Below are 12,677 nucleotides of genomic sequence, written 5' to 3' on the forward strand. Positions count from 1 at the left end.
CCGCCGCCCCCGAGGCCCCGCCGGCTCGCGCCGCCCCGCGCGAAACCACCTACTCGCGCCACCCGGCCGAACGCCCTGGGCCGAGCACCTGCCGGCCGAACACCCCACGGCCCTAAACCCCACGGCCGAACACCCCACGGCCGAACACCTCTCGGCCGAGCGGCACCCCTCGGCGCCTCGTCCGGCGACGGTACGGCGAACGCGCCGGGCGCACGTACGTACGCCTGCCGTCTCACCCGTACGGTGCGTGACCGCCGTACGACGCGCTTCGTTGGTCCCGATGCCCGTGCCAGCCAGGTCCGGGTCCGAAAGAACCACGCGTGGCTCCGCTGGAGCGATGAGGCGTCCGGATCGTGCCGTGCGCCGTGGGACCTCGCTCCAGGGTTGTGACCGGACCGCAGGGGACAGCAGCCCGGTCACTCAACTGAACGGTCGGCTCCGGGGACGCCCGGGGCCGACCGGCGGAATGTTCCGAGGGCGGCGAGGCGGTTACGGAGGCCGTCACCCGCCCGGCACGATGCAGGAGCAGCCCGCACCGCAAGGTCGACACCCGGTACCGCGCCCCGTGCGCGCGTCCGACAACCACCCCCCACCAGTGGCGCGACCCCCCGGCGCCGCTGCGAGGCACCGGCGCTGCCCTGACGTCGGTGCTGACGGCGAAGGGCCCCGTGGGTTCCGTCCCACGGGGCCCTTCGCCCTACGTGCCACCGGCGGATCACCGTCGAGCGGCCTCGGCCGAGCCGCGGATCAGCGTCAGATCAGCCGGCCGCCTTCTCCAGCTTCGCGACCTGCGCCTCCAGCACCTCCGCCGGGACCTTCGACTTGTCCGCGTCGAGCATGTTCATCGAGTAGAACCCGATGAGCGTCGAGCCGCTGCGGACCACGGTGAAGGACATCGGGATCTTGGCGCCCTCGATGTCGCCCTTCAGCTTGTACGAGACGGCCTCGTCGCCCTGCTCGGGGGCGGGGAGTGCCTCGACACCGGAGTACGTGTTGCCGACGTGCTCGTACTTCGTGCAGTTCTCGGTCGCCTTGCGCAGGTCGGCCATCACCTTCTCGGCGTCGCTCTGCTCGTGCGCGGCGAGGGCGAGGGAGATGACGCTGCCGGAGAGCTCGTCCTTCGGGGTGACCGTGCGCCCGGCGCGGGCCTTGGCCTGCGGGTCCGAGGTGAAGAAGAACATGTTCGCGATGGGCTGGCAGGCGGCCGGCTGCGCGGGAACGGTCTCGGCGGGCATGTCCTCCGCCGGCATGTCGGCGATGGTGTAGCCCTTGACGTCGCCCTTCGTCAGGGCGGCCTTCTGCAGCTGGGCCTCCGTCAGGGCGCCCTGCCCCGCCGGCTCCTTCGGCTTGTCGGCCGGGGTGGAGGAGCCCGCCGAGGGCTTCTTCTCCGCGTCCGTGTTGTCGCCGTTCTCGCCGCCGCCACCGCACGCCGCGGTGAGACCCAGCGTGGCCACGACCGAGACGGCCACCGCTGCCCGCGACATCTTCGACTTCATGTCCCCCACCTTTACGCCTTGCGCCTCGCGCATCACACAGGGGCCCCACAGGGCCCATCGAACATGTATGTGACATCCAGACCCATGGATTCGTTGCGTCACCCCCGCCACATTCACATGTGACTCACGTCACTCCAGAAAGCTGTGATCCGGAGGGCAACCCTTCGCATGCCTCGCTTGTCACACCTGGCACACGAGAGAAGGACCCGCGCTCGGAGGGGGGTGCGGGTCCTTCTCCGCTTTTTGCGGGTCCTTCCCCGCTTCTCTTGAACGACTTCCCGGCTTCTCCAGCGGCCGACCGGCTACTGCTTCGGCGGCACCGTCGGCACCGGCATCAGCGGCAGCCGCAGCGCGCCGAAGGCGTCCGCCGGGACCGCCGGGTTCACCGGCTCCACCGGGCGGAGGCGTTCGTACGCAGCTCCGGGGGCGGGACGGTGGTCGGGCTCGTCCTTGTTCGGCCAGAACGACATCGCGCGCTCGGCCTGGGCCGTGATCGTCAGGGACGGGTTGACGCCCAGGTTGGCGGAGACCGCGGCGCCGTCGACGACCGAGATACCGGGGTGGCCGTAGAGGCGGTGGTACGGGTCGATGACGCCCTCCTCGGGGGTGGCGCCGATGGGGCAGCCACCGAGGAAGTGCGCGGTGAGCGGGGTGCCCATCAGTTCGCCCACGTTGCTGCCGGCGAAACCGTTGATCTCGGCGGCGATCGTGGAGGCGGCGGCCGAGGCGGCCTCGATCTGCTTGGGGTTGGGGGCGCCGTGGCCCTGCCGGGCGGTCAGCAACCCCTTGCCGGGGCCCTTCGGCTTCAGACGCGTCGTGAGCGAGTTGTCGAGGGACTGCATCACCAGGCCGATGATGGTCCGCTCGGACCAGCGGCGGTTGGACAGCGAACGGGCCACCAGCAGCGGGTGCTTGGTCGCGTGGGCCAGCCAGCCGAGCACGCGGGACGCGCCCGACGCCGTACCGCCCGCGTACGGGACCTGGAGGATCGACAGACCGCCCATCGCGTTGGAGCCCTTGCCGTAGCGCACCGGCTCGATGTGGGTGTTCTCGTCGGGGTGGATGGACGAGGTGATGGCCACGCCCCGGGTGAAGTCCACGTCGGTCCCGTGGGCCTTGCGGTAGCGGCGCCTGTCGGTCTGGGCGCCGACCAGGGCCTCGGAGTTGGTGCGGGTCAGCATGCCCAGACGGTCGGAGATGTGGGGCAACTGACCGCCTGCCTTCATACGGTGCAGCAGGGTCTGGGTGCCGTAGGTGCCGGCGGCGAGGACGACCCGGCGGGCCTTGAAGACACGGCCCCCAGAACCGCCCCTGGAACCGCCCCGGCCCTTGCCCCGGCCCGCCTTGCGGCGTTCGTCGGTGGGCAGAGTGGTCACGGCGAAGCCGCCCTGCGAGTCCTCGGTGAGGGCGACCACCGTCGTCATCGGGTGGACGACCGCGCCCGCCTTCTCGGCGAGGTGGAGGTAGTTCTCGTTGAGGGTGTTCTTCGCGCCGTGGCGGCAACCGGTCATGCACTCGCCGCACTCGGTGCAGGCGTTACGGGCCGGGCCCGCGCCGCCGAAGTACGGGTCGGGGACCTGGTCGCCGGGCGCGGCCTTGGCCTTGCCGTCGGCGTCCTCGCCGTCACCGAAGAACACGCCGACCGGGGCCATGTGGAAGCTGTCGCCGACGCCCATCCGCTCGGCGGCCGCCTTCAGGTGCACGTCGGACGGGGTCATCGTCGGGTTGAGCCGTACGCCGAGCATGCGGCGCGCCTGGTCGTAGTACGGCTTCAGCTCCTCCTGCCAGTCCGTGATGTCCTTCCACTGGGGGTCCTCGAAGAAGGGCTTCGGCGGGACGTACAGGGTGTTGGCGTAGTTGAGGGAGCCGCCGCCCACGCCGGCGCCGGCGAGCACCATGACGTTGCCGAGCAGGTGGATGCGCTGGATGCCGTACATGCCCAGGGCCGGGGCCCAGAGGTAGTTCTTCAGGTCCCAGGAGTTCTTGGGCAGGGAGTCACGGGTGAAGCGGCGCCCTGCTTCCAAGACGCCGACCTTGTACCCCTTCTCCGTGAGGCGCAGGGCGGTCACGGAGCCGCCGAAGCCGGAGCCGACGACGATGACGTCGTAGTCGTATGACACGTGCTCTCCTCATCGAGAACGGTGCGTACCGCGCCCCCGGAGGGGCGCGGGTGTCAGCGCAGCCGGAGCGCCTTCATGGCCTTGAGGCTGGTGCTCATGAACTGGGCGTACTTCTCGTCGTCCATGCCGAAGGACGGGGCCATCGGGAGGATGCGCTGCTGGGCGACCGTCTGGGCCTCGGTGTACTTGAGGATGCCCTCGGAGCCGTGGCGGCGGCCGAGGCCCGAGTCCTTCATGCCGCCCATCGGGGACTGGACGCTGCCGTACGCGGAGGCGTAGCCCTCGTTGACGTTCACCGTGCCGGCGCGCAGGCGGGCGGCGACGGCGCGGCCGCGGCGGCCGTCCTTGGTCCAGACGGAGGCGTTGAGGCCGTACGCGGTGGCGTTGGCTTCGTCGATGGCCGCTTCCTCGTCCTTGAAGCGGTAGACGGAGACGACGGGGCCGAAGGTCTCCTCGTTGCAGACGGCCATGGGCTCGGTGACGCCGTCGAGGATGGTCGGCTCGTAGAAGTAGGGGCCGATGTCGGGGCGGGCGACACCGCCGGCGACGACCTTGGCGCCCTTCGCGACGGCCTCGTCCACGTGGCGGGTGACCGTCTCCAGTTGGCGGTCGCCGACGAGGGAGCCCATGTCGGCGCCGTACGCGAGGGATGTGCCGAGGCGCATCGCCTTGGTGCGGGCGGCGAAGCGCTCCAGGAAGGCGTCGGCTATGGACTCGTGGACGTACAGGCGCTCGATGGAGATGCAGAGTTGGCCGGCGGAGGAGAAGCAGGCGCGGACGGCTCCGGCGGCCGCCTTCTCCATGTCGGCGTCCTCCAGGACCAGCATGGCGTTCTTGCCGCCGAGTTCGAGGGAGACCCCGACGAGGCGGGCGGCGGCGCCCTGGGCGACCTCACGGCCGGTGCGGGTGGAGCCGGTGAAGGAGACGTAGTCGGCGTGCCGGACGACCTCGGGTCCGATGACCGGGCCCTCGCCGAGGACGACCTGGAAGACCTCGGCGGGCAGACCGGCCTCGACGAGGAGGTCACGCGCCCACAGGGCGGTCAGGCAGGTCTCCGTGTCGGGCTTCATCACGACCGCGTTGCCCGCGACGAAGGCGGGGATCGCGTCGCCGACGGAGAGTTCGAGCGGGTAGTTCCAGGGGGCGATCTGGCCCACCACGCCGCGCGGGTGGCGGAGTTCGACGACCTTGGTGAGGGTCGGTACGGCGCCGGTGTGCCGCTTCGGCTTCAGGTACGCGGGGGCCTTGCGGCCGTAGTGGCGGGCCGCGACCGCGACGGCCTGGACCTCCTCGTGGGCGTGCAGCCGGGCCTTGCCGGTCTCCAGCTGGATGAGGTCGAGCACCTCGGCCTGGCGCTGCAGGACGAGGTCGTGGAAGCGGAGCAGGACGGCGGCGCGTTCACGGACGGGCACCTGCGCCCACACGGCCTGCGCGGCGCGGGCCCGCACGTACGCCTTCTCCACGTCCTCGGGGGTGGACTCGGGCAGGTCGGCGAGCTTCTCGCCGGTGAACGGCGTGTGGTTGGCGGTCCGGCCGGAGCCGACCACACCCTTGGTGAGCTGGGCGACCAGTTCGGGGGTGACCACGTCGGCGGCGGTACGGGCGCCCGCCGGGGCGGGTGCGAGGGGGTTGGTGCCGGTCGTCCGTGCCGTGCCGGTCTTTTCGGGGGCCTGCGAGTCCGTCATGACGCGCAGGGTATTCCGGAGCGGACGACTTTGGGTACCCGGCGGTAACAGGCTTTCACCGGCCGCACACACCGTGCCAGTGATCAGTGGCATGAAGACGCTGATCAGCGCGTTGTGCGCCCACGATCGCGACTTGGTCACACCACACGGAACGCCGGCCTCACCTCGGCGGGAGGCCGGCGTCATCTCAGCGGGAGAGCTGTGTCACCGCTGCCGAAGCGCCGGAGTCACTCCGCGAGAATCTTCAGCCGGTCGCGCGCCCCCTTGAAGACGGCGGTGCCCTTCTTCTCGTCCGGTGTGCCCTTCGGCATGTCCACCCGGAGTGCGAACATCCGGCTGTCGTCGGTGCGGACGATCAGTTCCATGACGCGGGTGGGGGTGCCGTCCGCGTAGTGCGTGGTGTCGGCGAGCACCGCCTCCTGCCCGTCGAAACTGGTACTCGTGTACTGCGCGGTGGACTTCACGCCGCTGCCCACGATGTCCGAGGAGTCCTTGGCCTCCTTCATGGGAGACGTGGGCGCCTTGTCCCACCGGGCGAGCCGTACGCGGATGACCTTCTCCCCGTCGTAGGTGACCGTGCGGGACGCGTCGCCTTCGCCGCCCTCGCCGCGCTTCTCGCCGGTCCGCTCGTACGAGCTCGGGAGGGACAGGACGGCGTTCATCTCCCTCTCGCGGTGCGCGACCCAGCGGGTGTCGGCGCCGGACGCGGACTCCGACGGGGCGCCGGACTCGGGGTCGGCCGAGGCGGGGCGGCCCGGGAACGACCCCATGTGCGGCTCGGGGACGGCGCGACGGTCGTCCTCCGCCGCACCGATCAGCGTGCCCGTCCAGACTGCCCCGCCGACGACCAGGACGCCGGCGACGGCCCCGACGACGACCAGCCAGGACGGACGCCTGCCGGGCCGCCGGGTGGGCACGGGCCGTCGTACGTCGACGGTCACCGACGGGATCGCCGACGAGTCCCCGGACATCTGCTCGGGACCGGCGGTGACGGGGACCGCGGGGGCGCTCTCGGGCTCGGTCGCGGCGAGCGCCTCAGGGGTGTTGCCGGGGTCGGCCGCGGCGAGCGCCTCTGGGCTGTTCCCGGCGTCGGGCGCGTGCCCCGTGTGCCGGTCGTCGGCCGCGGCGACGGCCGGTGCCGCCTCCTCGTGTAACGCCACGCCCCGCCGTTCGCCCGCGAGCCGCAGGGTCCCCTCGTCCTCGCCCAGTTGCTTCAGCTCCGACGGCAGTTGGGTGTCCGGGGTCCGGCCCTCCGCGACGTCGGCCAGGAACCGTGCGGTCTCCTCGGCGTCCGGGCGGTCCGCCGGGTCCTTGGCCAGGAGCCGTACGACCAGGGGGCCGAGGGGGCCCGCCCCGGTGGGTTCGGGGGGCTCGGTGGAGAGGATCGCGGCGAGCGTGGACTCCGGGGACGTACGGCGGAAGGGCGACGCGCCCTCGACGGCGGCGTACAGGAGGACGCCGAGCGACCACAGGTCGGAGGGCGGCCCGGCGGCACCGTGCCCGGACATGCGCTCGGGGGCGACGAACTCCAGCGAACCGACGAACTCCCCTGTCATGGTGAGCGATTCCTCGCCCTGGACGTGGGCGATGCCGAAGTCGGTGAGGACGACCTGGCCGTGCGGCCCGAGCAGGACGTTGGCCGGTTTGACGTCGCGGTGCACGATGCCGACGCCGTGCGCGGCGTGCAGCGCGCCGACGACGGCGAGGCCGACGCGAGCCGACTCGGCGGGAGTGAGGGCGCCGCGCCGGAGCCGTTCCTGGAGGGACTCGCCGCGAACCCACTCCATGACGATCCAGGGGTGGCCGTCGTCGATGACGACGTCGTGGATGGTGACGGCCGAGGGATGGTCGACGCGGGCGGCGGCGCGAGCCTCGCGGTAGAGGCGGTTGGCGGCCCGGTGGCGCTCCTCGTTCTCCGGGTCGTCGGGGTCGCCCGGCAGCCGGGGCTGCTTGACGGCGACCTCACGGCCCACCAGTTCGTCGACGGCCTGCCACACGGTGCCCATGCCGCCGGACCCGATGCGTTCGGTGAGGCGGTAGCGACCGCCGACCAGACGATCGTCGCACTGGGTGGCTCGCCCGCCGAACCGGCGCGCGTCGGGCTGATGTTCGCCGTCATCACTCATGCGACATCAGTACCGCGCGGAAGCGGAACTTGTCGACGTACGGCCGGGCCGCCGGGCGCGCCACCGGGCGGAGCGGCTTGCCAGTCGCCCTTCCCGGCTAACGCCGGCGGTTCCACAGGTCCTCGGCCCAGCCGTACCGTTCGCGGTGCTTGGGCAGGGCCGTGCGGCCGACGGCGGCGGCGAGTTTGCGCAACCGGCGCCAGTCCAGCGGCGGTTTGGGCTCGGGGACGCCGGGCCGGTCGCGCGGCACCCGGACGCGCAGGGCCTTGGACGAGATCCGGCAGTGGACCGGGGTGGGCAGGACGAGGGCCTCACCGTCGACGCCGACCTCGATCTCCGGCCGGTCGGCCTCGACCACGATCTCGTCGGCGATGAGCAGACTGAGGCCGGGCGCGTTCGGCCCGAGGACCAGGCTCGCGGCGTCGGCCGCGTTCTCGACCCGTACACCGACCACGCCCAGCACCCCGGCGTCCAGCCGCTCCCGGCGGCCGAGGCCGACGAGGTCGTCGCTGCGGTAGACGTTGTTGCTGACCAGCACGGCCTGGGGCGCGTCGATCACCGCGTCGCCGATCCGGGCGGTGAGCCGCGGACCGCGCTGGTGCGTGAGCAGTTCGGGCAGCAGTTCCAGCGTGGTGCGGACCTTGTCGTCGCGGTAGGCGGGGCTCTGCACGACGGCCGCGTACGCGCCGAAGGACGCGTTGTTCACGAAGGGGTGGCCGCTGGCGTACCCGAGGTCGACATGGAGTTCGACGCCCTTGTCCGTGAGGGCGTCGAGACAGGCGGCGGGGTTGTCGCGGTCGAGGCCGAGGTCCATGGCGAAGTGGTTGCGGGTGCCGGCGGAGATGACGAGGAGGGGCACGTCGTAGGCCGCGGCGATGGCGGCCACCTGGGCCTGGGTGCCGTCGCCGCCGGCGACGCCGAGCAGGTCGGCGCCCTCCCGGACCGCGTCGCGGGCCAGCACGGCGACGTCCTCGTGGTGCTCCGGGTCGAGCAGATGGACCCGGGCGCCGAGCCGTTCGGCCCGTTCCTTCAGCCGGAAACGGTCGACCTTCCCGCCCCCCGACTTGGGGTTCATGATGAGGAAGGGCCGGGTCGGCGCGGGCGTGCGGTGCTCGGGGACGTCCACCCGGTGCGACTTGGTGAGGCTGAGCGCGAACTTCCCGGACCAGACGGCGGCACCCCACAGCGCGGCCGACACGAGCACCACCCACAGCAGGTTGACGGCCGCGAACCACCAGATGACGCCCACCGGCGCGGCCAACGCCAGCATGGCCGCCGCCATCCGGACGACACCCCGATGGGTCAGCACCCACCACAGCGCGGCCACCGTCAGACAGGCGCCCAGGAGCAGGCCCGCGACGAGCAGCAGGCTCGCCTCCCGCGCGTAGCCGATCGGCAGCAGGACGGCCAGCGCCGCGCAGCCGAGGGCGGCCCGGGCCGCCCATCGCTGTCTGGCATGAGCCTGCACGTCCAGGTGTTCGATGCCCACGCCCGCCCGCCCTCCGCGCCGATCATGCACTTGACACGGCATGTTAGGGCCAGGAGGCGGGCCGAGGCGATGGCCTTCCGATCATCCGCGGGAACGCCGTCGCGAGTCCCGCACGGGGCCACGACCCGCGTACCCCCGTTGGGGTCATGGTCGGGGTCCGGGCCGGTTCCTGGCGGCGCGGCGGGGTGTTGGGCGAGTCGGCGTGGCCGACGAACGCGGAGCCCGACACCCATGAAGATCACCTTTCTGCTGCACAACGCCTATGCGATCGGCGGCACGGTCCGGTCGACCCTGAACCTCGCCGGGGCGCTGGCCGCCCGGCACGAGGTCGAGATCGTCTCGGTCCTGCGGACGGCGGAACAGCCGCTGCTCGGTGTGCACGGCCAGGTCCGCCTGGTCCCGCTGGTCGACGAGCGCCCCGACTCCGCGGCGTACGACGGCGGTCACGAGCTGATGGCGCGGCCCTCCGCGCTGGTCCCGCCCACCGAGGTCCTCGCCCACCGCTACACCGCTCTTTCCGACGCGCGCCTGCGCGCCTTCCTCGACACCACCGACGCCGACGTCCTCGTCGCGACCCGCCCCGCGCTGGTCGTCGTCCTCGCCGAGCACGGACCGCGCCACGCGATCCGCATCGGCCAGGAGCACCTGTCGTACGACAACCATGTGCCCGGCGTGCGCGCGGCGCAGAACGAGGCGATCGCCCGCCTCGACGCGTTCGTCACCGTGTCCGCGCGGGACGCCGCCGACCACCGCCGCCGGCTGCCCGGCCTGCGCACCCGGATCACGGACATCGCCAACGCCGCGCCCCGCCCGCGGGCCGAGCCCTCCGACCTGCGGGCCCCGCTCGTGGTGGCCGCCGGGCGGCTGGTGCCGGTCAAGCGCTACGACCTGCTCGTCGAGGCGTTCGCGAAGGTCGTCGCCGAGCGCCCCGAGTGGCGGCTGCGGATCCACGGCCAGGGACCGGAGCGCGCGAACCTGCGCGCCGCCGTCGCCGCGCACGGCCTGGGCGACCACGTCTTCCTCATGGGCCCGCACACCACCCTGGAGACCGAGTGGGCGAAGGCCTCGGTGGCCGTCGTCAGCTCCGCGTGGGAGTCCTTCGGCATGACCATCCTGGAGGCCATGCACGCCGGGGTGCCCGTGGTCGCCACCGACTGCCCCCACGGCCCCGGCGAGATCATCACCGACGGCTCCGACGGCCTCCTCGTGCCGCCGGGCGACCCGGACGCCCTCGCCACGGGGCTGCTCCGCCTGATCAACGACCCCGGTCTCCGGCACGTGCTCGGCACCGCCGGCCGCGCCACGGTCCAGCGGTACGAACCGGCCACGATCGCGGACCGGTACGAGCGGCTCATCAACGAGTTGCTGGGCGCCCGCCGGCCGGGGCTGGTGGCCGGGATGGGGCGCTGGCTGGGTTTCGCGGTGCCGGGGCAGGGGCGAAGGACGGGCCGTGCGACGCCGGGGCGGTGGACACGGTGGGTGGCTCCGGGGCGGGCGGCGCGGCGGGCCGGGACGGCGCCCACTACGGCGACCGAGCGCCGGCCGTCCCGTCCGTGGGGCGACTGCCGGGTCGACGCCCGGCGGGGCGTACGGGTCTCGGTCGGCTGGACCGGCTCCTCCGGGCAGGACCTCGTACTCGTCCTGCGCCACCGCCACGGCGACGACGAGCTCCGGGTCCCGTTGGAACGGGAAGCACCCCATGTGCCGCTGAAGCAGGAGACCCCGCACCTCGCGGCCCACGCAGCCCACGCGGCCCAGGCACCACTGAAGCCGAAGGCAGCGGACGGTGCCGGGAATCCGTCGGACCGGGAGGCGCCGGACGTCACCGGAGACCGCTGGACCGCGCTGCTGAGCCAGACCCGGCCGCCCCTCGCCGAGGGGCGCTGGGACCTGTACGCGGAGCGGGCGGGGGACGGGGTCAGGCGCCGGTTGCGGGCCGGACTCGTGGAGCAGCGGTCCCTGTTGACCTCGGAGTTCACCGGCGGGAGCCCGGTCGCGTGGTGGATCCCGTACACGACGAAGGACGGCTACCTCGCCCTGCGGACCTTCCGCCGCGAAGCCCACGCCGAGGTCACCGCGCTGCCGGTCGGTGAGGGGTCGTCGGCCGTGGAGGGTGTCCTGCACGGGGCCGAACTCGGTGCCGGCGCGGCGCTGATGGGTGTCGCACGGAGCGGGGAGGAGGCGGACTTCGAGGCACCGGTGGAGGCAACCGGCGAGCACCTGCCCGACGGGCATCCGTCCCGCGGGCGCCTGTTCCACGGGAGGCTGCCGTCGCTGCCGGGGCCGACCGCGCCCGGCAAGGTGATCTGGGACCTGTTCCTGCGGCCCGCCACCGACGTCGAACCGGTCCGTCTAGGACGGCTGTTCGGCGACATCGTGGACCGCAAGGACACCGACAAGTACCCGGAGGTCACGCTGCCGGCGAGGTCGGGCAGGTCCGTGCGGGCCCGCTACTTCTTCACCGTCACCAACGACCTGGCCGTGAGCGTGTCCCGGACGGAGTGAGCCCCCGCCCCGGCGCGTCTAGAGCTTGTCGATCTTCAGGCTCTCGATGGCCGTCCGGGCGATCTCGCGGCCCTGCTCGGTGAAGTGCCCCTTGCCCGGATAGTCGATCCACAGCCGGTACGTGTCACCGTTCTTCGCCCGGTAGTAGAGAACCCGCGCCTCGCGCACCCGCGGGGACTCGCTGTCCGTGGTCGTGTACACGATGGTGTTCTCCGCGGCCTCCGCTTCCTGGTACTTGGCCTCCTTCGGCTTGCCCTTGGGCGCGGGGTCGTCGGCGATGTCCCAGGAGTACTCGCCGTCCTTGAGCATGGCCCAGTCGGCATAGGCCTTGTCCAGCGCGGTGGCCGGCATCTCGTCGTCCTTGTCGTCCGCCTTGACGTCGCGGTCCACGGCGATCTGGATCAGGCCGCTCGGATCGCTGTACGAGGCGTAGGTGTCGTCCGCCTCGTCCGGCTCGTACTTGTCCTTCGTGAAGTCGCCGGGCACGCCGACGCTCGCGGCGACCCTGCCCCCGAGGTCCCGCTGCTGCCAGCCGTCCGGCAGCGGTCCGGCGAAGGGGTCGGCGACGACGAGGTACGCCGTGACCGAGGCCGCGACCACCACCGCGGCGAGGCCCACGAGGGTCTTGGGGCCGAGGCGCAGGCCCTTCCCGGCCGGGGCGGCGACCTGCTGGACCACCTGGGTGGGCGCCGGGGCCGGCGGGTTCGCGGCGGCCTCCAGGAGTTCACGGACACGGGCGGCGTTCGGACGGCGCGCCGGATCCTTCTGCAGCAGGCCGTTGATGGCCTCGGCGAGCGGGCCCGTGGCCGACGCGGGCGCGGCGGGCGCGGCGTTGAGGACGGACTGCAGCGTGGCGGGCGTGTTGCTGCGCCGGAAGGGCGAGACCCCCTCGGTGGCGGCGTAGAGGACGACGCCGAGCGACCAGAGGTCGGAGGCGGGGCCGGGGCGCTGGCCCAGCACCCGCTCGGGGGCGATGTACTCGGGGGAGCCGACGAAACCGCCGGTGTCCGTCAGATTGGTCTCGCCCTCGATCTGGGCGATGCCGAAGTCGGTGAGGACGACCCGGTCGTGACGGCCGAGCAGGACGTTGTCGGGCTTCACGTCGCGGTGCAGGATGCCCGCCGCGTGCGCGGCCTCCAGCGCGCCGAGCACCTCCAGGCCGATTCTCGCCGCGTCCCGCACCCCGAGGGTGCCCTCCTGGAGGGCGTCGCCCAGGGAACGCCCCTGCACGAGCTCCATGACGATCCACGGCCGGT

The 12,677-nt window shown here is 72.7% G+C and carries 7 protein-coding genes; 1 reads left to right on the forward strand and 6 read right to left on the reverse strand.

Going from position 1 to position 12,677, the window contains the following annotated elements; all coding sequences use genetic code 11:
• Positions 1-758 precede the first annotated feature (758 nt).
• The 5 genes from AOK15_RS24500 to AOK15_RS24520 all read right to left on the reverse strand — a co-directional run bounded on the left by AOK15_RS24500 (position 759) and on the right by AOK15_RS24520 (position 8,916).
• On the reverse strand, positions 759-1,496 hold the full coding sequence (locus AOK15_RS24500) for a hypothetical protein (protein ID WP_240508577.1): 738 nt from the start codon (positions 1,494-1,496) through the stop codon (positions 759-761).
• Between the two features lie 302 nt (positions 1,497-1,798).
• Entirely contained in the window at positions 1,799-3,616 is a 1,818-nt protein-coding gene (locus AOK15_RS24505) for a GMC family oxidoreductase (protein WP_055520415.1), read from the reverse strand.
• Positions 3,617-3,669: 53 nt separating this feature from the next.
• Positions 3,670-5,301, reverse strand: a complete 1,632-nt coding sequence (locus AOK15_RS24510) for a succinic semialdehyde dehydrogenase (protein ID WP_055520418.1) — start codon at positions 5,299-5,301, stop codon at positions 3,670-3,672.
• A gap of 227 nt (positions 5,302-5,528) precedes the next feature.
• Positions 5,529-7,427 (reverse strand): serine/threonine-protein kinase, encoded by a 1,899-nt coding sequence (locus tag AOK15_RS24515; RefSeq protein WP_055520421.1) that lies wholly within the window; start codon positions 7,425-7,427, stop codon positions 5,529-5,531.
• Positions 7,428-7,524: 97 nt separating this feature from the next.
• On the reverse strand, positions 7,525-8,916 hold the full coding sequence (locus AOK15_RS24520) for a diacylglycerol/lipid kinase family protein (RefSeq protein ID WP_055520424.1): 1,392 nt from the start codon (positions 8,914-8,916) through the stop codon (positions 7,525-7,527).
• A gap of 231 nt (positions 8,917-9,147) precedes the next feature.
• Here AOK15_RS24520 and AOK15_RS24525 point away from each other — a divergent pair, with 231 nt between their 5' ends.
• Positions 9,148-11,421: a glycosyltransferase family 4 protein gene (locus AOK15_RS24525; protein ID WP_055520426.1), complete on the forward strand. Its 2,274-nt coding sequence runs from the start codon at positions 9,148-9,150 to the stop codon at positions 11,419-11,421.
• 18 nt (positions 11,422-11,439) lie between these two features.
• On the opposite strand, the gene AOK15_RS24530 is transcribed toward AOK15_RS24525, so the two are convergent.
• A partial coding sequence (locus AOK15_RS24530) for a serine/threonine-protein kinase (RefSeq protein ID WP_055520428.1) occupies positions 11,440-12,677 on the reverse strand: 1,238 nt, incomplete at its 5' end.

This window comes from Streptomyces ossamyceticus, from assembly GCF_001418475.1.
Lineage (GTDB): Bacteria > Actinomycetota > Actinomycetes > Streptomycetales > Streptomycetaceae > Streptomyces > Streptomyces ossamyceticus.

Excerpts from the sequence above, each read along its gene's own strand:
- AOK15_RS24500 (WP_240508577.1), bottom strand. The coding sequence starts at position 1,496 with ATGAAGTCGAAGATGTCGCGGGCAGCGGTGGCCGTCTCGGTCGTGGCC.
- AOK15_RS24515 (WP_055520421.1), bottom strand. The coding sequence starts at position 7,427 with ATGAGTGATGACGGCGAACATCAGCCCGACGCGCGCCGGTTCGGCGGG.
- AOK15_RS24525 (WP_055520426.1), top strand. The coding sequence starts at position 9,148 with ATGAAGATCACCTTTCTGCTGCACAACGCCTATGCGATCGGCGGCACG.
- AOK15_RS24510 (WP_055520418.1), bottom strand. The coding sequence starts at position 5,301 with ATGACGGACTCGCAGGCCCCCGAAAAGACCGGCACGGCACGGACGACC.